This window comes from Selenomonas sp. FOBRC9, assembly GCF_000287655.1.
Lineage (GTDB): Bacteria > Bacillota > Negativicutes > Selenomonadales > Selenomonadaceae > Centipeda > Centipeda artemidis.
Map to the genome: position 1 here is coordinate 1 of NZ_ALJR01000033.1, position 23446 is coordinate 23446.

The 23446-nt window shown below is 52.1% G+C and carries 18 protein-coding genes; 3 read left to right on the forward strand and 15 right to left on the reverse strand.

Annotated features, from left to right (window positions below):
- The first annotated feature begins 100 nt into the window (after positions 1-100).
- Both HMPREF1147_RS11685 and HMPREF1147_RS08430 read left to right on the forward strand, forming a co-directional pair.
- Positions 101-814: a pentapeptide repeat-containing protein gene (locus HMPREF1147_RS11685; protein WP_083839958.1), complete on the forward strand. Its 714-nt coding sequence runs from the start codon at positions 101-103 to the stop codon at positions 812-814.
- Between the two features lie 443 nt (positions 815-1257).
- Positions 1258-2163, forward strand: a complete 906-nt coding sequence (locus HMPREF1147_RS08430) for an ORF6N domain-containing protein (protein ID WP_009658515.1) — start codon at positions 1258-1260, stop codon at positions 2161-2163.
- Between the two features lie 247 nt (positions 2164-2410).
- On the opposite strand, the gene HMPREF1147_RS08435 is transcribed toward HMPREF1147_RS08430, so the two are convergent.
- The 10 genes from HMPREF1147_RS08435 to smc all read right to left on the reverse strand — a co-directional run bounded on the left by HMPREF1147_RS08435 (position 2411) and on the right by smc (position 15990).
- Complete coding sequence (locus HMPREF1147_RS08435; RefSeq protein WP_009658513.1) at positions 2411-3508, reverse strand: YifB family Mg chelatase-like AAA ATPase; 1098 nt, start codon at positions 3506-3508, stop codon at positions 2411-2413.
- A 182-nt stretch (positions 3509-3690) separates the two neighbouring features.
- A complete protein-coding gene (locus HMPREF1147_RS12060; RefSeq protein WP_156791312.1) occupies positions 3691-3936 on the reverse strand; it encodes a hypothetical protein in 246 nt (81 codons plus the stop codon).
- A gap of 56 nt (positions 3937-3992) precedes the next feature.
- On the reverse strand, positions 3993-6350 hold the full coding sequence (locus HMPREF1147_RS08440) for an endonuclease MutS2 (protein WP_009658508.1): 2358 nt from the start codon (positions 6348-6350) through the stop codon (positions 3993-3995).
- A gap of 14 nt (positions 6351-6364) precedes the next feature.
- A complete protein-coding gene (locus HMPREF1147_RS08445; RefSeq protein ID WP_009658522.1) occupies positions 6365-8857 on the reverse strand; it encodes a DUF3656 domain-containing protein in 2493 nt (830 codons plus the stop codon).
- A gap of 51 nt (positions 8858-8908) precedes the next feature.
- A complete protein-coding gene (gene scpB, locus HMPREF1147_RS08450) occupies positions 8909-9526 on the reverse strand; it encodes an SMC-Scp complex subunit ScpB (protein ID WP_009658523.1) in 618 nt (205 codons plus the stop codon).
- A complete protein-coding gene (locus HMPREF1147_RS08455; protein WP_009658500.1) occupies positions 9513-10241 on the reverse strand; it encodes a ScpA family protein in 729 nt (242 codons plus the stop codon). Before HMPREF1147_RS08455 ends, scpB begins: the two co-directional genes overlap by 14 nt.
- Before the next feature lie 8 nt (positions 10242-10249).
- On the reverse strand, positions 10250-10879 hold the full coding sequence (locus HMPREF1147_RS08460; protein WP_009658534.1) for a site-2 protease family protein: 630 nt from the start codon (positions 10877-10879) through the stop codon (positions 10250-10252).
- A gap of 12 nt (positions 10880-10891) precedes the next feature.
- The gene (locus HMPREF1147_RS08465) at positions 10892-11440 is read right to left on the reverse strand and encodes an NUDIX domain-containing protein (RefSeq protein ID WP_037351344.1); all 549 of its coding nucleotides are present in this window, start codon (positions 11438-11440) and stop codon (positions 10892-10894) included.
- A 23-nt stretch (positions 11441-11463) separates the two neighbouring features.
- Entirely contained in the window at positions 11464-12402 is a 939-nt protein-coding gene (ftsY, locus tag HMPREF1147_RS08470; RefSeq protein WP_009658499.1) for a signal recognition particle-docking protein FtsY, read from the reverse strand.
- Positions 12403-12426: 24 nt separating this feature from the next.
- Positions 12427-15990: a chromosome segregation protein SMC gene (gene smc, locus HMPREF1147_RS08475; RefSeq protein ID WP_009658524.1), complete on the reverse strand. Its 3564-nt coding sequence runs from the start codon at positions 15988-15990 to the stop codon at positions 12427-12429.
- Between the two features lie 140 nt (positions 15991-16130).
- On the opposite strand from smc, the gene fba reads away from it, so the two are divergent.
- The gene (gene fba, locus HMPREF1147_RS08480) at positions 16131-17126 is read left to right on the forward strand and encodes a class II fructose-1,6-bisphosphate aldolase (protein ID WP_009658516.1); all 996 of its coding nucleotides are present in this window, start codon (positions 16131-16133) and stop codon (positions 17124-17126) included.
- 144 nt (positions 17127-17270) lie between these two features.
- Here fba and HMPREF1147_RS08485 read toward each other — a convergent pair whose 3' ends face one another.
- The 5 genes from HMPREF1147_RS08485 to rlmD form a co-directional block, all read right to left on the reverse strand.
- Positions 17271-18311: an ABC transporter substrate-binding protein gene (locus HMPREF1147_RS08485; protein WP_009658525.1), complete on the reverse strand. Its 1041-nt coding sequence runs from the start codon at positions 18309-18311 to the stop codon at positions 17271-17273.
- A gap of 64 nt (positions 18312-18375) precedes the next feature.
- Complete coding sequence (locus HMPREF1147_RS08490; RefSeq protein WP_009658535.1) at positions 18376-20031, reverse strand: iron ABC transporter permease; 1656 nt, start codon at positions 20029-20031, stop codon at positions 18376-18378.
- A complete protein-coding gene (locus HMPREF1147_RS08495; RefSeq protein WP_009439108.1) occupies positions 20024-21130 on the reverse strand; it encodes an ABC transporter ATP-binding protein in 1107 nt (368 codons plus the stop codon). Before HMPREF1147_RS08495 ends, HMPREF1147_RS08490 begins: the two co-directional genes overlap by 8 nt.
- A 327-nt stretch (positions 21131-21457) precedes the next feature.
- On the reverse strand, positions 21458-21886 hold the full coding sequence (locus HMPREF1147_RS11690) for an HNH endonuclease (protein ID WP_198002990.1): 429 nt from the start codon (positions 21884-21886) through the stop codon (positions 21458-21460).
- A gap of 175 nt (positions 21887-22061) precedes the next feature.
- Positions 22062-23435 (reverse strand): 23S rRNA (uracil(1939)-C(5))-methyltransferase RlmD, encoded by a 1374-nt coding sequence (rlmD, locus tag HMPREF1147_RS08500; RefSeq protein ID WP_009658502.1) that lies wholly within the window; start codon positions 23433-23435, stop codon positions 22062-22064.
- Positions 23436-23446: the final 11 nt, after the last annotated feature.

Genomic DNA, 23446 nt, shown 5'->3' on the forward strand with positions numbered 1-23446 from the left:
AATTTGTGTCTGCGGATCAGCTGGCTGTGATTATCCACTATTTATCAGTGATTCCTTAAGGGTTATATCAGAATGAGGGTTAGGAGCTGGTGATACAATTATGGGACGCGGAAAAAAGACTCGCAAAGCAAAACTCGCAGCAAAAGCTAAACAGCGCAAAGCAATTCGAAAGAAAATGGGAAAGCCGATCTATCTAACGCTAATTTGCTGTCCTCGACCAATACATCGACTTATTAATAAATTTATATACAAAGCAACGATTCATCGAACTTCCTATAAGCAAGCCAGAATACAGAATGTACGTTGGCAGGCATCATCTTTGACCTATTGTACTTTTAGTGATTCACACTGTGTCGGTGTGGACTTTTTGAACTCAAATCTTAAAAATACATCTTTCAAAAACGCCATTTTAGAAGACGTTGTGTTTTTTAACTGCAATCTAAAAGATGCAAATTTTACTGGAGTTAAATTTAGGCGGGTAGTATTTATAACTACAAATACCACTGTCGCCAAGAATCTTGTTTTGAACGAAAATGAAAAATGTTATATCTATCGTATGTATCCCAAATTACAACTTGATTCAAGAACTGAGCAGTTTCTGCTTCAACTCAGTAGCATCCCTGCTCTATACAATTATGGCATTCTATTTGTCAATAAAAACAAGCTAAATAAATGGATACTTCAATTCTTTATTGATATTTACGGTTATGATTCTTTAAAAGCACTGGTTGCATTAAAAGGAAAAAGGAATAAGAGGTTTCTTTACTCCATTCATTCGTATATGTTACATATTGAAAGATATTTGAAACTATGATAAAATACCAGTGTCCTGCCTCGGAGAATGCTATTTGTATAAATGGGGACATATAACATTAGCTAGTATTCAAGGGGGGGATGTCTATGGTAAGTACTGTTTTGACATTTGTTTCTTTTGGGGCATTTTTGTTGGAATTGTTATTTAACAGCAACATCCCACCTCGATTACTCGAGGTCACTCCATTTCGCTTAAACAGAGCCTATATAGTTTCCCTTTGGGTAGTTGTATAGGCTTTTTATATTTTAAATATGTGGAGGTTATTTCAAGAAAGATTGTGGAATCGCTGTAGCAAACGTCCTCGTCCGCAAGAAGGTGAAGGCCATCCACTCCAATCAGGAGCTTGACCTAATTTTCGAGGAATATGCCGAGCGGAAGGACTAGTCCTTTCAGCAACAAAACTTGAGGTGCCAAATTGGAATCTCAAGAGGAGATAAAGTAATATGAATGAAATTCAGCCTGTGTCCATCTCGCCGACCACGGACACTCCAAATATCAGCCGACTTATTTACACCATACGCAATCAACAGGTAATGCTCGCCAGCGACCTTGCTATGCTCTACCAAGTAGAGACACGAGTCCTGAATCAGGCTGTGAAGCGGAATCAAAAAAGATTTCCCGAAAGATACTGTTTCCAGTTAACCAAAGAGGAAGCGGAAAACTTGACATCACAAATTGTGATGTCAAGTTCCTCACATGGCGGACGGCGCATTCCTCCTTACGCCTTTACCGAACAGGGCATAGCTATGTTGTCGGCAGTTCTCCGCAGCGATGTTGCCATTGATGTCAGCATCCGTATCATGGATGCTTTCGTAGAGATGCGGCATTTTATCTCGGGCAACGCTCACCTTTTCGAGCGAATAGAGCGTGTGGAGTTAAAGCAGCTCACCTATCAAAAAGAAGCTGATGAAAAATTCGAGCAGATATTTGATTTCATACACACTCATACAGAGTCCAGCCAAAAGATATTCTTCAACGGACAAATTTACGATGCCTTCAGCTTGTTGGCGGGTCTAATTCAAAAAGCAACGAAGGACATCATTCTTATTGACGGTTATGTGGATATAGGAACGCTCAATCTGTTGGCAAAAAAACAAGCTAATGTTTCCGTGGAAATTCACACATTCAGCAATACGAGATTGACGGCAGCAGATGTTACGACCTTCAACAGTCAATATCCAACGCTTACCATCAATCGCACCAATGCCTTTCACGACCGCTTCCTGATTCTTGACCACCAAGAGGCATATCACATCGGCGCATCGCTCAAAGATGCCGGAAAGAAATGTTTTGCCATCACGCTTTTGCAAGATGAGGCTCTCCTACAGGAACTTCTGGCACATTTGTGAAAAGGCATTCACAGCATGATGAGGAGGCTATGCAGCAAAAACCATGAATAAAATCAGAAGATAAACCGAACGGCGTGCAGCTAAAAGCTACGCGCCGTTTTTGAGTGTGAATTCTATGGGTAAATTGTTGCCCATAAACTATTCTATAATTTTCCCAAGAAATAAAAATCTGTAAAGGAACTTCTATGTACTCGCCCCTACAGTTTCCTGTAGTGCCCCCCACCAATTGGTATAATTTTGTAGAATATCAAGCTGCCTCTCGCTCATCACCACATTGTATCGTTATCAACGTTACGTCGTTCATCGCCACAATGAGGATGATACTCGACGGGAACGAAAGCGTCGCGTTCGCACGCGCCACGGTGATGGTTCTGTCCTCAATCGGTTCTCTCAGCACCTCGAGCGTCTTCTTGCTGAACTCGGGCAGCTCGTCGAGGAACAGGACGCCGTGATGTGCGAGCGTCACCTCGCCTGGACGCGGCACACTCCCGCCGCCAATCATTGCAACCGTTGACGAGGTATGATGCGGACTGCGGAACGGTCGGTGCGTGACAAGCCCCGCGTCCTTGCCGAGCAGTCCCGAGATGCTGTAGATCTTCGTGACCTCGATGGCCTCTTCCTTCGTCATCTCCGGCAGAATGGAACTCATACGCCGCGCGAGCATCGTCTTCCCCGATCCCGGCACACCGACCATGAGGACGTTATGACCACCTGCCGCTGCAATCTCGAGGGCGCGCTTTGCCTGATACTGCCCCTGCACATCCGCAAAGTCGTCTGCAAAGATGGGGTCTTCCGACTGCTTCGTTTGTGTGGGAACGGCGGGCGTCAGTGTCTCCTCCCCTGTGAGGTGGCGAATGAGCTGCGCGAGATTCTCCACGGCATAGACGCGGAGCCCGTCGATGAGGAGCGCCTCGTCTACATTCCTGCCCGCAACGTAAAAATCCGTCAGCCCTCGCTCCCGTGCCGTAATCGCCATCGGCAGAACGCCGCTCACGGGACGGCAGTTCCCATCGAGCGAAAGCTCCGCCGAAAAAAGCGCATGCTCCACCGACTCTGCCGGTATCAGTCCATAGGCGACGAGCAGACCGACCGCCATCGGCAGGTCAAGTCCGGAGCTGTCCTTGCGTACGTCGGCAGGGGCAAGATTCACCGTCACGCGCTCCTGCCGGAGCTGAAAGCCGGAGTTGCGAATCGCAGTGCGCACGCGCTCCTTCGATTCCTTCACTGACGTATCGGGCAGCCCCACCAGCTCAAATCCGGGCAAACCAAAAGAAGCGTCAATCTCCACATCGATGATCCGCCCGTCGATGCCAAGCGTTGTCGCTCCATAGGTCTTTGCAAACAATGTCTTCGCTCCCTTTGATATATCTCATTCTATCTTCCGATTTTCAGTATAGCATAAATCTTCATTTTCCTCCATAAAATATGATCCTAACATGTAGTTCGGAAGTTTACACGCTGGTTTATCTGCTCCTTCTCCTCATTACTGCTGTGTTTTGAATTTATGTTTTGCTTGTTTTATTTCCTTTAAAATTTTTTCGTAATCTCTAGATACTTTGTTGAATCATACAATCTATCGCTTCCGTCACATAAGTCTCCAATATATACGCTAAGTTCAATTACTTTATCCTCACTCAACAAGTCAGAATGAATAATTTTATTGCATATTTCCTGAATTTCCCAGTCATACTCATCCGGAGGCGCTGATGGAAAAAATCTCATTGGATCCCACGAATCAATATTATCTTTTACAACTTCATATACTATTTCCATAATAAGAATTCTTTCACTGCACAGATATCAACAAACCATATACTCAATGCCACTGCTCATTTCAGCTCCGCAACGCTTGCACCGCTTCCGCCTTCGGAAATATCGGCAAATGCGACAGATAAAACAGACGGGTGACGCTTCAAATAATCCTGTATGCCAATGCGCAAGGCGCCCGTCCCTTTGCCATGAATGATCAGGATTTTTGAAAGTCCTGCAAAAACCGCATCGTCAATAAATTTGCCGAGGGTGAGTTCCGCTTCGGATACGGTCATGCCGCGCACATCGATCTGCGAGTGTACCCGCGCCGCTTTTTGAGAGATTCCTCCCGTGAAGCCGACTTTTTCGGTGCGGTGTTTTTTCTTTTTTCGTGAAACGAACGTGCATTCATCCGTTTTGACGACGGTACGCAGTGCGCCGATTTGAACGGTGAGCTCCTTCCCCTGCACGGCGAGGACGGTACCCTCCTGTGCCAACCGCGTGATATGGACAATATCTCCGGGCTCGATCTCGCCCGCGCGGATCTTTTGCCCGACTTTCACGGCGGAGGGATGTCGCTGCGGCATATAGGCTTCGGTCAGACGCTCGCGCGCCTCTTGGATCGCCTTGCGGCGCTCTTTCACGCCGTGATCGTCAAACTGCTGCTTGAGCTTTTTAATTGTCTCTTCCGCGCTCCGCCTCGCCTCGCGTACAATGCCGTTCGCCTCTTCGCGCGCCTTGTGCAGGAGCTTCCTATGCGCCCGGATAAACTTGTCTCGTTCCGTGCGCAGCTGCTCCTCCATGGCGGATATTTTCTGTGCGCGTGTACGCAGTTCGGTTTGACGGGTCTCGTACACGCGCTTTTCCTTCTCAAGCTCGTTGACGACCGTCTCGAACCGCACGTGATCTTCGTCGATATACCGCTGTGCACGCGCGACGATAGCGTCGGCAAGTCCGAGCCGACGGCTGATCGAAAACGCGTTGCTCGCGCCCGGCGTGCCGATCAAGAGACGGTAGGTAGGGCGCAGCGTCGCCGTATCAAATTCGACGCTGGCATTCATAACGCCCTGTCTGCCATAGGCATATGTCTTGAGCGCGGCGTAATGCGTCGTTGCAATCACACTGATGCGGCGCTGTAAAAGATGCTCGATGATACTGCGCGCTAGGGCTGCGCCTTCGTCGGGATCCGTCCCCGCGCCCACTTCGTCTAATAGGACGAGATCGTTGCTCTCCGCCTTTTGCAGAATCCGCACGATATTTTTCGTGTGTGCCGAAAACGTAGAGAGACTTTGCTCTATGCTCTGCTCGTCCCCGATATCCGCATAGATGCTTCCGTACACGGGGAGCTCCGCCCCCGACGCGGTTGGGAGAAAGCAGCCGGACTGCGCCATGAGCGCTAAAATGCCAAGCGTTTTCATGCTGACGGTTTTCCCGCCGGTATTGGGTCCCGTAATCAACAGCACGGAAAAACCGCGTCCCAGTTCAATATCGATGGGGACGACGCGGTCTTTCGGGAGCAGCGGATGGCGCGCCCTTTGCAGCCGAACGTATCCGGCACGATTAAACGTCGGCGCATAGGCTTCCATATCGCGCGATAGTCCCGCGCGCGCAAAGATGAGATCAAGCTCTGCCAATATCGTGCAGTTTTCGGATAAAATATCTGCGGCGCGTGCAATTTCCTGCGACAGCTGCTGCAAAATACGCCGTATTTCCTGCTCTCGCGCAAGCTCCATTTGACGCACGGTGTTGTTGAGTTCCACGGTTGCCAACGGCTCTACAAAAAGCGTCGCACCGCTTGCGGAGCGGTCATGAATGACGCCGGGAAATTGCGCGCGGTATTCCTGTTTGACGGGGATAACGTAGCGTTCGGCACGGACGGTGACGATCGCCTCTTGAAAACATTTTTGATATGCCGCATCGTGCAGAATCGTGGAAAGCCGCTCTTTCACACGATTTTGTGCGGAAAGCATCTCTCGTGTCACACGTCGAAGTTCCGGACTCGCATCGTCGCGGAGATTGCCATGCTCGTCAATGGTATTCTGCAAATGCTTTTCGAGCATCCCCAGGATTTCAATCCGTACACCCTTCTCTTTCAGCAGTGGAAGAGACAGATCGGCATCGCGGAAAAAATACTTGACGTTTCTCATGCCCTGCATCGTGCTCATGATCTCTCGCAGCTCTTCGACTTCTAGTGTAGAACCGAGCGTGGCTTTTTGCAGCGTATGCCGCAGGTCATAGATACCGCCGAAGGGCGGCGCCTGCATTTGCAGGACGCTCACAGCTTCCGCAGTCTCCGCGTGCAGCCGCAGAACGGTATCGAAATCCGATGCGGGCGTCATCGTGCGGCACACTTCTTTCCCTCGCATGGAGGAAGCAAATAATGATAGCCGGTCTTTTATTTTTTCGTATTCTAAAACCTTGAATGCCTCAGTGTCCATGCTCCTACCTCAAATTATAAAATGCCGCGGGAATAATGCCCGCGTGTGATATTGCCGCCCTCCTGCATACGCAGCATACGCTCTTGCTCCGCGCTGAGTGGGAGCAACATGCGCAGGGCATTTTTGTAAGCGGCAACCGTCTTACGAAGCTCGTTGATTGTCATGCCGCGCCCCTCAATCCGAATGCACGAAATGCCGCTGTGCATCAAACGTGCGGCATACGGAAGCAGGGACAGCGTCTTAGCGTTGCATATATGCATACGGCAGAATTGATCGGTTTCTATCGGGAAATCAATACCTTTGCGATCACGCAGGAAATACTTTTCCCTGCGGCAGGGATGTGAACACGTACCGCCGTCTAAGCCCCCGAGAAAGCTGCCGACGGCGCAATACTCCGAGATCATAAGCGGCAGTCTGCCGTGCGCCAATACGGTGAGCGGAAGTGCGCTGCGCCCTGCCATACGCGAAATCTGCTTTGCATTCAGCTCCGGTGAGAGTGTCGCCTCGGAAAATCCATAGGAATGCAGAAACTCCGTGGTCATCGCATTATAGGAGGTCATAGAGTAATCTGCATGAAGAGGAACTGAAAGATATGATCGCGCCAAATACGCCATGCCAATATGATGCACGTGAAGCGCGTCGGGCGGCTCTGTACGGAACGATTCAAGAAGGCGCACGATCTCCTCTTCTTCCGTCGCACGGACAATGCGCGGCGTATTGAAGTCGATGCGAACGCCGCGCTCTTTTGCACAGTTCCACGCCGCTCGATAATCCTCGGCACGCAGGTGAATACCGTCATAGGTTTCTCCGCCGTAGAGAATACCATCTGCCCCTGCGTCTATAGCCGCCTTTAACGTCTCTATGTCATCCACCGCCGCCATGAGCGGCGCAGGCTTCGGCGCAGGAGCGGGGCTGCCGGTCGGCATGTGCCAATCTTTTTTGGGCAGTGCGCCGCGCCTTGCCCGCTCGAAAGATACGATGCGCTGTTGCGCTAACGCGGCGATCGCTTCTCTGCGCACGTTGTTCAGTTCGCTGACGGGCATCATCAGTCCGTCTTCTATATCGGATGACAAGTGCACTATCGTGAAGGCTGTTGTCCCAAGCCGATTGATCTGCTTTTTTACTGTTTCCTCTGTGAGCGGTCGATTCTTTGCCGGCTCCGCGATATACGCGGTGTCTGCCCAAACGGTATTACCTCTATCGTCCGTGAGCACAAGGCGCAGCGGCTTTCCTATCCGTGCCTCAACACGCGCGCAGACGGGGATTTTTTGACGCGCATCCTCCTCATAAGAACGGCGGGCTTCATCCATTAGAGCCTTGTCATAGACCTTGAACACGGTGTCGCTCATGTGAACCTTTCCCTTGATTTCAAAGGATACGGTTACTCCTGCTTGGGCATGTTCGATGCTCTTCCCTCGACTCGTATAGAGCGAGGAAATATCCGCGCCGATATGTTCGCCGTTCGTCCCCCACACATCGACTTGGTCACCGACGGACAGAGGTCTTGTTAATTTGACCGTTAGCATTCCCGTTTTACTTGCATACGCAGTGACTCGACCGATACGCAGCCCGCGATTGTTGGGACGCCGATCACTCATCATATACTTTCCGGGACGTTTCTCCAAATACGCCGTCGTAAAATCACGATTGAACACCTGCGCCAATCGGTCGTGATCCTCCTCGTCAACGGGCGGCTTTTCCATATCAATATGGCTGTCGATTGCTTTACGATAAGCACGCACGATCGTCGCGACGTATTCGGGACGCTTCATGCGCCCTTCTATCTTGAGAGAATCAACACCGGCGTCCATCAAGCGCGGGATCAAGTCGATCGTATTGAGGTCACGCGGAGACAGCAAAAAATCTCCCGCTGTATCGCCGAGGACATCATGTCCCCGGCGATCCACGAGCGTATATGGAAGCCGGCAGGGCTGCGCGCACTTGCCGCGATTCCCGCTGCGCCCGCCGATCATACTGCTCATCAGGCACTGCCCGGAATAACATACGCAGAGCGCGCCGTGTACAAAACATTCGATTTCTATGCGGCTGTGTGCGCAAATAGAACGAATTTCTTTGAGAGAAAGTTCACGCGAGAGTACAACGCGAGAAAATCCCAGCTCCTCTAACGCCTGCACACCGGAAATATGATGCACTGTCATCTGTGTGCTCGCGTGCAGGGGCAGTTTCGGAACGGCATCCCGCGCGAGTTTTACCGCACCAAGATCCTGCAAGAGAACGGCGTCCGCACCTGCCTCATAGAGGAACTGCAAATAGCTCCTGAGTTTTGGCAGCTCTTCGTTATCGATGATCGTATTGACGGCGACATGCACTCTGACATGCCTGAGATGAGCATATCGGATCAGTTCCGCGAGGGTGTCGTTGTCAAAATTAGATGCATAAGCACGCGCGCCAAACATCTTCCCCGCGAGATAAATCGCGTTTGCTCCGTTTTCCACGGCAGCAAAAAAAGACTCCTTGCTTCCTGCCGGAGCAAGTAATTCCACCAAGTGTGTCACACTCCCAAAATACGGCGTCCGTATCTATTTGACCGAACAATATCATTCTTCAATGGCATCGTTCCCATCATTCTCGCCGATGAAGACCGATGTCGTCTGCAATTCTTCAAACAGTCGGAGCTGATCGTTATCAAGTGTATCCTTCAGCTCGTCTGCCGCCGGAAGCGCAGGCAAATCCTCTAACCGCTCCAAACCAAAGGCACGCAAAAAGAGCTCCGTCGTGCCGTAGAGGATCGGGCGTCCGACGACCTGCTTCCGTCCCGTTTCACAGATCAGCTCCAGCTCTAAGAGGCGCGCAATAGAGCGCTCTGCCCGCACACCTCGGATATACTCCACTTCCTGTTTCGTAATGGGCTGTTTGTAGGCGATGATAGAGAGCGTTTCCATCGCAGCGGTGGACAGCGTTGGCCGCACAACGTCCGATAGTTTTTGCACTGCGGAAAATGCCGCCGGATGCGTGACGAGCTGATACCCACCGGCGGATCTGCGCAAGGAAATGCCGCTGCCGCGTTCACGCAGGCTACTCTCCAATGCAGTCAGCAGTTCTTGTACGATCCACTCAGGCGTTTCGATGATTTCGGCAAGTTTCTGTATGGAGAGCGGCGTCCCTGAGGCAAAGAGAATCGCCTCCAATATCGCTTTTTGGCTAAGAGACTCCAACTGCCGCCTCCTTCATCACAATCTGTATGTCGTCATATAGCCGGTCTTGGTACACAATGACGGTCTGCATTTTCGTCAGTTCCAAGAGTGCTAAAAAAGCCGCCAAGAGCTCTTCGCGTGTGCCCGTAGGAAAGGCGTTCCGCAAGGCGATTCTTCCGCGGTGCTCTGTAAGAAGTTCCAGTATATCCGTCATCTTATCCCGGACACGATATTCTTCCGCGGCGATCACGACGGTCGGTATCGTAATTTCTCGATGCATACGCCGTAGCGTGCAAAAAATCTTCATCAGCACATCTGCCGATAGATTTTCGGGTGCTGACCGCTGCGCGGGAAGAGATGTCGGCGGACGTTCTACATAGCCGTTTTGCCCTTCCACCATCGCATACAGCGTCGGCGTAATCTCCTTGAATCGTCTGTACTCGAGCAGGCGAAGCACGAGCTCCATGCGAGGGTCCTCGTCCGGCGACGTCTCCGCATCGGTTTTGGGAAGCATCATGCGCGACTTAATCCGCAGCAGCGTTGCCGCCATCACCAAGAACTCACTGGCAAATTCGATGTCGAATTCATATGCCGCATCAATATATGCAAGGTACTGTTTTGTCAGATCGGCAATCGGAATATCGTAGAGATCGATCTTATTCTTTTCAATCAAATGCATCAAAAGATCCATAGGACCTTCGAACGCCTCCAATTTCACAAGATAATTTGACGCCATAATCCACACTAAAATACAAGTATGCCCGCAAGCGCTTTATAAATGGCATACACGAATTGGAACATCGGCATGAGAACGACGCCGAGCACAGGCGTCGCAATAAATACAATCATAATGAGGATACTGTACCGCTCCAGCGCCTGATAACGATAGGCGAGATCCGGCGGCAGGAGGTTCCGCAGAATGTGTGATCCGTCGAGCGGCGGGATCGGCAGGATATTAAACACAGCGAAGTTGACGTTATAGATGAAGATCATCTGTATGATGCTGAAGGTAATCGCCGAGACGTCTATGTTGTGATAGCGAATAAAATACAACATATAAAAAGCGATAAATCCCAGCAGAAGATTCATCGCGGGACCCGCGAGCGATACGATAATGTCGTCTCTCTTGGGATTGCGAAAATTGACCGGATTGATCATCACGGGCTTTGCCCATCCGAATCGTACGAGAAAGAGCATAATCAGTCCAATCGGATCGATATGCGCCCTCGGGTCAATGGTCAAGCGCCCCATTAACCGCGGTGTGAAATCACCTAGGGATACGGCGGCACGCGCGTGCGCGTACTCATGGAACGTCATGGCTATGATAAGTCCCGGAATGCCGAGCAGCATTTCGGTAAAATTAAATCCGAACATAAATATCTCCTATCAATCAGTCCCGAATCGCTCTGCCGCCATCATCAAGGAGATGATGGTCTTGGAGTCGATAATCTCCCCCTTTTTTATCATTTCGAGCGCACGCAAAAACGGCATCTGCACGACGTTGACAAATTCGTCCGCATCCGTGTGCTGCATGCCGGAGGAGAGCCCCCGTGCGGCATAGAGATGAATATACTCGTTGGAGAATCCGACCGTGGTCGCAATCGTCGTCAATTTCTCGTAGGTCTTTGCTGTGTATCCGGTCTCTTCCGAGAGCTCCCGGCGCGCGCAGTGCAGCGGATCCTCACCGTCGGCGTCGAGCTTTCCTGCCGGCACCTCGAGCGTCATCGCACTGATCGGGTAGCGGTACTGCCGCACCAAAATAACGTCGCCGTTCGGCAAGATCGGCAGTACGGCAGCAGCCCCCGGATGCATGATCCACTCCCGTACGGCGTCTTTGCCGTTCGGGAGCCGTACGGTATCGCGCCGGACATGCAGCAGTGTGCCGTCAAAGATTTTTTCACAGGCGAGTTTCGTTTCAACAAGATCTTCGTACATAATCATGTTCCCTTTCATCTGCGTTACGATGATACGTCCTCATCTTCCTTTTTCAGGAACAGCGCGCTCACGAAGTCCTCCGCGCGGAACGGACGCAGATCGTCAACGCCTTCTCCGACGCCGATCCACTTTATTGGAATGGAAAGCTGTGATTTGATACCGATGGTTACGCCGCCCTTTGCCGTGCCGTCCAATTTCGTCAACACAACGCCTGAGACCGGCGCCGCCTTGGTAAACAGCTCCGCCTGACTGATGGCGTTCTGCCCCGTCCCCGCATCGAGTATGAGCAGCGTCTCATGCGGCGCGCCCGGAATCTCGCGTCCGATTACGCGGTATATTTTCTCGAGCTCCTGCATAAGGTTGGATTTTGTTTGCAAACGTCCCGCCGTGTCTACGATCACGATGTCGACGCCGCGCGCCTTCGCCGCCTGCATCGCGTCGAATACGACCGCAGCGGGGTCGGAGCCCTCCGCATGTTTGACCACCTGCGCGTTCGTGCGGTTCCCCCAAATCTCCAACTGGTCGCTCGCCGCCGCACGGAAGGTGTCCGCAGCAGCCAAAAGAACAGCCTTCCCCTGCCGTCTATAATATGCACTCAATTTGCCGATGGTCGTTGTCTTGCCGACGCCGTTGGTTCCGACTACGAGCAGCACTGTCGGTCCCTGCGCCGCCATTCGGAACGTATCGTCGCCCTCTTCCAGGATGCGTACAATCTCTTTCTCCAGGAACGGAATCAGGTCTTCGGGACTCCGAATCTCTTTTTGTTTGATCCCCTTTCGTACAGCGGCAATCAGCGTTTCCGTCGTCTTTACGCCGACATCCGCCATGAGCAGCGCCTCTTCGAGTTCGTCAATGAGATCGTCGTCAATATCCGCATAGCCGATGATGAGACGCTCTATATTGTGGGTGAGATTTTCCCGTGTTTTGCTGAGCCCTTTTTTGAGTCGATCAAAAAATCCCATGCCTGCTCCTTTATTTCTAAAAACCTAAGCGGTCGCACTCTCTTCGTAATCCTTCAGCCGGATCGAGAGAACCTTCGACACGCCCGCATCCTCGACCGTGACGCCGTACATACTGTCCGCCGCCCGCATTGTGCCTTTCCGATGTGTCACGATGATGAACTGTGTATTGTGTGCAAATTCTTGTAAGAAATCTCCGAATCGAGAAACATTCGCCTCATCAAGCGGCGCATCAATTTCATCCAAAATAGAGAACGGTGACGGGCGGTACTTCAGGAAGGAGAAGAGGAGCGCAATCACGGTGAGAGCACGTTCGCCCCCGGAGAGAGCCGAGAGATTCTGCCGTTTTTTATGCGGTAGTGTGACGAGAATCTCCACACCACTCGAGAGTATATCGCTTTGATCCGTGAGCCGCAATTCCGCAACGCCGCCGCCAAAGAGCCTCATAAATATCTCGTTGAAATATCCCTGAATTTGCTGAAACGCCTCCCGAAATGTCTGCGTCATATCCGTGTCTATCTTTTGGATGATGCGCTCTATATCTTCCTTCGCCTTTTGAAGGTCGTGAATCTGTGCTTCTTCCTCTTCATAGCGCGCTTTCTTTTCCGCGTATTCCTCGACGGCGTTGGGGTTGACCGCACCGAGTGCGTTGATGGCGTTCGTCAGCTCATTGAGACGTTCGTTCAGTACGGATTCGTCAATGGGAGAAATTTGCTGCGCTGCAGTTTCCGCCGTCATGCCAAATTCTGAAATCAAATTTTCGCTGCAATCGGCAAGACGCACATTGATGCGATCGAGCTGCTTGTCGTTCTCATGGAGCTTCGCACGCACCTGCTCCATGTAGGCGATCGTACGCTTAATCGCGTCGTCCAGCAGACGCATATCTGCCTCATACCGCAGACGACGATCCTTGAGGATCTGCGCATTGTCTCTATGGGCGCGCAGCTTCCCCTCTTCTTCCGAGATGGCGGATTCCAATGCAGCATTCCGTTGTTCTCCGGCAGATAATTCTTCGCTGAGCTTCGCAATTTGCTCCGTAAAACCGTCCAACATCTCGGTCGCCTCACGGCATTCGAGCGTACGCGTTTTCACATGGTCGGTTCCCGTCCGAATCTCCGCGTCCAGTGCGGCAGATTCTACCTCGAGCGCATGGATCCCCTGCGCGCAGGATTGCTCCTCGGATGAGAGCGCCGTCATTTTCTGCGCAATCTCTTCCGTCTCTTTGGAAAAACGCCGTGCATGATCGCCGCACTGCGCGAGATGACGCTCGAGCAGCTCTTTTTTGCGCGCGGCTCTCGCACTGCTTTCCTGCGCCACACGTTCTTTGCGTTCTAAATCCTCTACCGCAGCCGTTTGATCCGCGAGACGCGTGCGGTATATATCGCGTTGACTGCGCGCCGCAAGGAGGTCGCGGTTAAGCTCTGCCTCTTCGGCGGACGCGGCGTCCCGGCGTGTGCAGTCGTCATGCAGAAGCCTGTTTCTTTCCTCCAAATCGGCTTGGAATGCAATATGCCGTTCTTTTTGCGTGCGCAGCGTCTCTGCCAAGGTCTCCGCCTCATGGCGGCGGTTCAGTAAGAAGGACTGACGGTGTCGCTGCCCGCCGCCCGAGATCGCGCCGCCCGGGTTCAGCAGCTCCCCCGTCAGTGTGACCATGCGGATTCGATACCCGTGTTCTTTTGCCGCAGCGAGCGCATCGTCCAGCGTCTCCATCACAAGCGTCCGGGAGAGCAAATGATCCACGGCTCTTTGAAACCGCTCCTCCGCCGAGACCAGCGTATTCGCCCAACCGACAGCACCCCGGACGCAGCAAAGATCAACGTCATACGGACGTTGAACGACGATGGAGGAAAGCGGAAGAAAGGTCACGCGTCCCCCGTTTCGCCGCTTGAGGCAGCCGATCGCCGCCTTCGCCGTCTGCGCATCATCCGTGATAATGTTGCGCACACTGCCGCCAAGTGCAATTTCAATCGCGGTCAGATAACGCTCCGGGATGCTGATCAGATCGGCAACGGTGCCAAAAACACCGCTGCGCCAGCCCTCCTTTGCCTGCAGCACCATTTGTACGTCTTTGCCAAATCCCTCATAGCTTTCCTGTAGTTTTCGAACAAAGTCATAGCGTTGCTGCGCACGTTGAATTTCCTCTGCAGTGCGGCGCATCTCTTCCTCGATGCCCTGCGCTTTCGCCCGGTGTTCTTCCACTGCATGAGAAAGGCGTACGCGATCGTCGGCGCATTTATCTCGCTGTTGCTCGAGGTCTTGCAGTGCGGCTTCCATACGGCTCAATTCGCTTTGCGCCTCTATAATCCGGCATTTCTTTTGTGACAGCTCTTCGTTGCGCCGCAAACGCCCCTCATCTCCGCGTTCAGAGTGATCGGCGGCAACGGCAAGCGACTCGCGCAGCCTTACCATGACGCGCTCCACGGCGCGCAGCGATCGGCTGCCGCGTGCCGATTGTTCCTCATACAGCGCACGATACGTGCGGATGTTCTTTAGTTGTTCCTGCGCCTCTGTGTGCGCCTTCTCCTTTTCCTCCCGTGCGGCAATCTTACCGGAGAGCATATTTTGAATTTGCACAATTTCCTGCTCGGTCGCTTCAATCTTTGCCCGGCTCGACTCGCGCAGACGCTCCAAATCCTCTTTGCGCCGCACACATTGATCCTGCCGCCCTAGGAGCATAGCGGATTCCTTCTTGAGCGCGTCAAGCGCATTCTGCAGCTCTGTATCACTTTTTTCTATCTCTGCGAGATCGCTGTCGATTTGCTCCATCTCAAGCTCTATATTGCGTTTTTTTCCCTCCGTCTGCGCGCGTTCTCCAATAAGAGACGCCTCTTCATCACGGTCATTATGCAGGAGGAGCATGAGATTTTCCTGCGCGCCGACGAGCTGTTCATGCGTCTGCACGAGCGACGTCAGGCGATATTGACACCGCTCCGCCTCGAGCTCACGATACGCGCTTGTCTTTTCCGCTTGTGCCGCCAGCGGCTCTAGCTCGGCGCGCTGCGCATACATGATGTCGCTCAAGCGAATGAGATCGGCGTCGTTTTCGCTCAGCTTGCGCAGCGCCTCCTGTTTCCTCGTGCGATACTTCGTAATGCCTGCCGTTTCTTCGAAAAAGACGCGGCGTTCCTCTGGGCGGCTGTCGAGAATATCGTTCAGACGGTTCTGCCCGATGATGCTCATGCCGTCATGTCCGATACCGGTATCGGCAAAAAGACGGTAAATATCCTTGATACGGCAGCGCGCGTCGTTGAGATATACCTCGCTTTCCCCGCTGCGATAAAGACGGCGTTTGACGACAACTTCCTCATAATCAATGGGGAGTGTCTTATCCCGATTGTCAAAGACGAGCACGACTTCCGCGACGCTGAGTGCACGCCGCGCGGTGGAACCTGCAAAGATAATATCTTCGGAGCGAAGCCCGCGCAGCATTCGGATATTCTGTTCGCCAAGAACCCAACGAACAGCATCCGTAATATTGCTTTTGCCGCTGCCGTTCGGCCCTACAACCGCCGTAATGCCGCGGTCAAATTCCACGACGATGCGGTCGGCAAAGGACTTGAATCCGTACGCTTCCAAGCGTTTTAACTGCACGCTGCGCCCCTCCTCTACAAATAAGTGCCCCCATTATAGCAGAACGTGAGGGAAATTACAAAAAGCAGTATCTCGGAATGATAAACTATGCTATAATGCAAGTGTCGATTCTGTGTTTTAACTTTTTAGGGGGTAATTACATGCCACTCGTTGGAACAAAAGAAATGTTTAAGAAAGCCTATGACGGCGGCTATGCCATCGGCGCTTTCAACGTCAACAACATGGAGATCGTTCAGGGCATCACGGACGCCGCGGGCGAACTCGGTTCCCCTCTGATTTTGCAGGTCTCCGCAGGGGCACGCAAGTACGCACGTCATGAGTATCTTGTTCATCTTGTGCGCGCCGCTCTCGAGATCAACGACATCCCCATCGCACTCCACCTCGATCACGGCGCGGACTTTGACATCTGCAAGTCCTGCATCGACGGCGGTTTTACCTCCGTGATGATTGACGGCTCCCATCTCCCCTATGATGAAAATGTTGCGCTTGCAAAGCGCGTTGCCGAGTATGCTCATGCGCACGGCGTTGTCGTTGAAGCGGAGCTCGGTCAGCTTGCAGGCATCGAGGACGATGTAAATGTCTCCGCAGAAGATGCGTCCTATACAAAACCGGAAGAAGTACAGGATTTCGTAGAAAAGACCGGCGTCGACTCTCTCGCCATAGCGATCGGCACATCGCACGGCGCATTCAAATTCACGCCGGATCAGTGCACGCGCAACGCCGACGGCGTGCTCGTCCCGCCTCCGCTGCGCTTTGACATCTTGGAAGAAATCGAAAAACGCATCCCAGGCTTCCCCATCGTGCTCCACGGTGCTTCCTCCGTCATTCCAAAATATGTGAAAATCATCAACGAGAACGGCGGGCATATGCCGGATGCGGTAGGAATCCCCGAGGATCAGCTCCGCCGCGCAGCAAAATCCTCCGTCTGCAAGATCAACATTGACTCAGATCTGCGTCTTGCCATGACGGCGGGCATTCGCGAACATTTCAAGAAAGAGCCGTCCCACTTCGACCCGCGTCAATACCTCACGGACGGCCGCAGCTACATCAAAGAGCTGGTCGCCCACAAAATTAAAGACGTCCTCGGATCGGACGGCAAAGCCGCCGAGATTCAAGCACTCCTCGACAAAAAATAAATATCTCTGTTCCTTTTCTCCGGTCGGATAGAAGGACTTCATCAAAATCATCAAAAAAGGCTGCTGCATTCATGAGTAATGCGGCAGCCTTTTTATTAAAGAAGACGACCCGAGTAAATACTTCAGTCATCCTCTGAAAAGCTTTTACTGAACGCTCGTAAAGATATCCTTGAACTTGTCGAGCCAAGCCTTCTTATTCTTTTCGACCGTTGCTTCATCGTCGTTGATGATGTTGATCTGTTCCTTCGGGATGAGACCAACGGGCGGATCCACATCGTCGCGAACAGAACGGCGATGGAGCTGTGAGGCAATGATGCTCTGCGCTTCTTTGCTCGTGATGAAGTCGATGAACTTCTTTGCATTCTCCATATGCTTTGCATTTTTGATGATGTAGATGCCGTCCGGCTTGGAGATAACGCCTTCCTCCATGTAGACGAGCTTTACGGGTGCACCGTCGGCAACGTATTTTGCGCCGCCCTCTTCAAACGTGCAGCCGACCGCATATTCGCCGTCCGCAACGCCTTTATAGACGGCGGAGGAGCCGGAGAGGAGCTTGCCGTCAAGATTGCGGCAGAACTTCTCGACATAATCCCAGCCCTTGTCAGGATCGCCTTTGCCCATCGCATAGAGCATGTTGACGAGGTGCTCGTAGGACGAGGAGGACTTGGATGGATCGCTCATCGCGATCTTGCCCTTGAGCGCAGGATTGAGGAGATCCTCATAGCCGTTGACCTTGATGTCGCCGATGAGGTTCGTGTTGACCATGATGACGCTCGGTATGTCGGTGAAGCGCGTCATCGAGCCCTCGACGTTCTTGAACGCCTGCTGCACATGGTCTTCGTTCGCGGACGTGTAGTTCTCGAATAGTCCCGCCTTCGGCTTCATCGTGTTGAGTGAACCGCCCCAGAAGATGTCCCCGAGTGGATTCGCTTTCTCCGACTCAACGCGCTTGAGCAGCTCGCCGGTGCCTGCTGCGATGACTTCAACGTGGATGCCGCTCTGTTTCTCGAACTCCTGCACAAGCGGGTTGATAAACGCGAGCGGATGCGGGCAGTAGACGACGAGTGTTTTATCGCCATCAGCCGCCGCCTTCTCCTCTTTCTGAGCGCCCCCGCCGCAGCCTGCGAGTACGCCGCCGAGGAACACGCCTGCCACCAATCCGGTGAGCAGTTTCTTGAACTTCATGGAAATACCTCCTTTATATTTTTCGGAACAATTTGTTCCAAAGAAACGCGAATGTATCAAATCCCTAGAGAGTAACATCCTTGCTGCCGGAGACACGGAAGAAAATCACCATCGCCGCAATCGTCGTTATTGTGAGGATCGTCGAGAGCGCTGCCGCCGTGCCGTAGCTGGCGCGGATGACCTCAGTGTAGATGGCGACGGACATTGTTTTGGTCGCGCCAGTAAAGAGGATGACCGAGGAACTCAGCTCGTTGATTGCAGTAATCCATGAGAGGATCGCGCCGCTCATCACTCCGGGAAGCATCATGACCGCGGTGACCTTAAAGAAGGTCTTGAGCGGTGATGCGCCAAGGCTGATGGATGCCTCTTCGATGCTCGGACTGATCTGATAGAGGATTGCCGAGCTGGAGCGCAGTGTGTACGGCAGACGCCGAATGACGAGGGAGATGATGATGATGAACGCCGTGCCCGAGAGCAGGATCGGATCGTCGTTGAACGCGAGAAGGAGCGTGATACCAAGTACCGAGCCGGGGATGATGTACGGGAACATGGTCAGCACATCGATGAACTCGGTCAGCGGACTGCGGCGTCGTGTGGTCAGATACGCAACGGTCGCGCCGAGGAATACGATCAGTAGAATCGCCGAGGTACTGTAAAGATAGGTATTCGTAATCGCCGTGCCGAGCGTTTCGAAGATGGTTCGATAGCTGTCCAGCGAATACCCTTCGACAAAGACCGCACCTCTCGTATTGAGGAACGACGTATAGACAACGACAAGCTGCGGTATCATCGACAGCGCGACCAAGAGATAGATGATCGCGTGCATCACGATGTTGCCCGCGCCGGTCATGGGTTCGGACTGCATGGGACGCAGAGAGCTCATTGTGAAAGACTTGCGATTGACGACAAATTTTTGCAGGAGGAATATGGTCGATGTGATGATGACCATGATCGCCGCCATTGCCGCCGCGAAGTTTGCTTGATCACCGACCTCATTGATGAACTCCGAGTATATCATGACGGGCATGACGTTGAATCCTTCGCCGATGAGCATCGGCGTGCCGAAATCCGCCATGGCGTTCATGAATACCATGAGTGCACCCGCGAGAATCGTCGGTGTGATGAGCGGCACAATAACGGTGAATACTTTCCGAACGCCGCTGCACCCAAGACTCTCTGCCGCCTCTATGAGCGCGGAGTCGATATTTTTCATCGCGCCCGCCGCATAGAGATAGATGAACGGATAGAGCTTCAGCGTAAGGACGAGCAGGATACCTGCAAATCCGTAGATAGATGGGAACTCATAGCCAAACGTATTGTAAAGCCACTGTGTCAGCATCCCGCTGCGCCCGCCAATGAGGATCCACGAGTACGCACCGATGAATGGCGGCGAGAGGAGCGAGATGATGATGCAGATCTCCACAACGTTTTTTCCCTTGATTTTGTATTTCGTCATGAAGTACGCGAGCGTCGTGCCGATGAGGATGGCGAGCACCGTTACGCAGAGCGTCACGGAAAAGCTGTTGATCATCGACTGGTAATAATATTTGCGTTGAAAGAAATGTACAAAATGTTCCAGCGAAAATGCTCCTGTCTCTGCATTCTGGAACGCGGAAACGAAGAGCGAGAAGAGCGGATAGATGAGAAAAAGCGAAAATATAGCGATGGAGAGGACGGTGACGCCCGTCCAAAAATCGAGCCTTATTTTCTGCTTATTCATAGCGAACCACATCCTTCAGGAGGTTGCGGCTGCCGTCCGCTGTGAACACATTTACCTTGGCTGCGTTCGGGCGCAGACGAATCGTCTCTCCGACCTCGAGGATGCGCTCCGCATGTCCTACATCCTGCGAGAACTCGATTGACGGCTGTCCCATGCAGATCATGTCCTCGGGGAACTCCAGCCAGTAATTGACATATTTGCCAAGGAACACCTTGCCCGTGATGCGGCATTCCATGCCGTCCTCCTGCAGGGAGAACTCCTCCGGACGCACGGAGAGAACGACCTCCTGCCCGTCCGATGCGCCTTCGATGCCGTCTACTTGGAACGTGTAGCCGTCCGAGAGGACGATGTTCCTGCCGCCCTCGATGCGCGCACGGAACAGGTTCGAATGTCCAATGAACGTTGAGACAAAGGCATTATATGGGCGCGCGTAGAGCGTCTCCGGATCCGCTGTCTGCTGGATGACGCCCTTGTCCATGACCGCGATGCGATCCGAGATCGAGAGCGCTTCCTCCTGATCATGTGTCACATAGATCGTTGTGATGCCGACTTTCTGCTGTACCTCGCGAATCGCGGAGCGCATCTCCACACGCAGCTTCGCGTCGAGGTTCGAGAGCGGTTCGTCCATGAGCAGTACGCTCGGATGAATGACGATGGCGCGCGCAAGCGCAACGCGCTGCTGCTGACCACCGGAAAGCCGCTCGGGCAGGCGATCCTGATACTCTGTGATCTTCACGGCGTCAAGGATGTCGTCGACGAGACGTTTCATCTCATCTTTCGCCGTCTTTCGGAGTTTCAGACCGTATTCCACATTCTCACGCACCGTGAGATGCGGAAAGATCGCATAACTCTGGAATACCATGCCGATGTTGCGTTTATGCGCGGGCAAATCGTTGATCGTCTCCCCATTGAATTGGATCACGCCGCCCTCGATGGAGTTGAACCCCGCGATCATCCGCAGGAGCGTCGTCTTGCCGCAGCCCGACGGTCCCAAAAGTGTGAAAAACTCACCGTTTTTGATCTCCTGCGAAAGATCCGGGATAATCGTCAGATCTCCGTAACGCTTCACCACATCTTTGATCTGTATCGCTACACTCACTCTGTATCCCACCTTTTATCAAGTTGTCCCGTACATCGTCAAGAATTTTCCGCGAATCACGACAAATATCGCCATAAAAGAATCCATCGTCTTTTATGAAGTTTCCGACTTCTTATATTTTACAGAATTAAATATAGCGATACAATCCTTAATTCTGTAAAAATATCTGAATTTCTGAACTAAGATATTATTTTAAAATAAACTATAAAAACTGTATTGAATAATTTTTATCAGTTTTTCCCATCCTTCCTCCTGATAAAATTCATGCTAGATAATTTGACTTTTGTTATTATTAATAAAAATATTCTATTATGCCTCATATACTTTTTAATGATCACTATCCACTTTTTTTAATGGAAACATCCATACCTTACGTGGATGTTCATCTTCTCCATTTTGAATTTCTTGATATGGCTTATTCGAAAGCTTTACTATCCCTTGATAGGTATACTTTGTAGGCTCAAAAACTTCAAATAGATGAATCTCAACACCATTATGATCTGATTCAAGTAAAGTCTTATTTTGATTTCCATCTATTGTCTGATCACCATTTCTCCCCATACCTGTATAATGGAGCTCATTTCCATACCATTTATCAGCGTACATTTTCGTATGATCTGATATGATAACAAGTGTACCTGTTGCTTTAGACCGACGCATTCCTCCCATATTTCCACAACGAAATGTACGATATAATTCTTCATTTGTTACAACATCTCCAACAGAAAATATTGGCTTAACTTTTTGAGATTCCACTGCTTATTTCCTTTCTCCTATTATTTTTGATTTTCTTATCAACATTCTTGAATATGAACAAAACTAATACATTCATTATAACAGAAAAATATCCTCTCTTTAATATTAAAAATAAGAGCATCAGTGTATTGATTCCAAATACATGGATTTATATATGGCAAGACTTTGTATGACTTCACCGCCCCATCTGCGTCATCCATGCCACGCACTCGACATGCGAGGTCTGCGGAAATAAATCCACGGGTTGTATCTCCCGGGCTTCGTAGCCGAGGTCTTTCATGATAGCGAGGTCGCGTGCGAGGGTTGCGGGGTTGCAGGAGACATAGACGATGCGGCGGGGCTTCATATTAGCGAAGGTTTTCAGGACGGTCGGCGTACAGCCCGCGCGCGGGGGATCGACGACAACGACATCGGGGCGTACGCCCTGCCGATAGATCGACGGCATGACGGCGGTCGCGTCACCGACAATAAACTCGGCGTTTTTGATGCCGTTGTCGCACGCATTTTTCCGTGCGTCGAGGATGGCGGGACGGACGATCTCGATGCCGTAGACGTTCCACGCCTGCTGTGCGAGGAAGAGTGTGATCGTCCCCGTGCCGCAGTAGGCGTCGATGACGGTCTCCGTGCCGTGGAGGTCGGCGTATTGCAGCGCCTGCTCATAGAGGACTGCCGCCTGTGCGGTATTGACTTGGAAGAAGGAGCGCGGCGAGATGTGAAAACTGAGCTTCCCGAGTGTGTCTTTGATGGTCGGCTTCCCCCATAGCAGTACGGTGTCCCGCCCCATGACAACGTTGTTGCGGTAGGTCTGGATGTTCTGCTGGATGCTGACAAGCTGCGGCAGGCGTTCGCGCATCATGCGGATCAATTCTTTTTTGCGCGGCAGTTCCTTCGCAGCGGTCACGATGACCGCCATGAGTTCATCGCCCTGCCCGACGCGCCCGACGATGTGACGCAAAATGCCGCGGTGTGTGTCCTCGTTGTAAACGGGAATCCGGAGCTTCGTTACGATGTCACGCACGGCGTTTGCGAGCGCATTGTTCCCCTCCCGCTGGATATGGCAATCCTCGGTGTCGATGATCCGGTGACTCCCCTGCGCGAAACATCCGACGACAATTTGCCCCTGATGAATGCCGACGGGGAACTGCATTTTGTTGCGATAGTTCCACGGCGATGCCGCGCCCAACGTTTCCTTGACCGGGACATGCGGCAGTTTTCCGATATGCGTCATGGCGTCGACGACTTGAAGACGCTTTGCCGTAAGCTGTGCTTCGTAGGAGAGGTGCTGCAACTGACAGCCGCCGCAGTCGCTGTAGATCTCGCAGCGCGGGCGTACGCGGTCGGCGCTCGCGACACGAATCTCCATGATACGCGCACGCGCATAGGTCTTTTTTACTTCTTCGACGCGCGCGGAAACCTGCTCGCCCGGCAGTGCGTTCGGCACGAATACGATGAAGTTATCGTACCTGCCGACGCCCTCGCCCGACGTGCCGAGACGTTCTATCCGGATGTCGTAATTCTTTCCCTGCTGTACGGGTATTGCCGTCTTCATTCTGCCTCTCT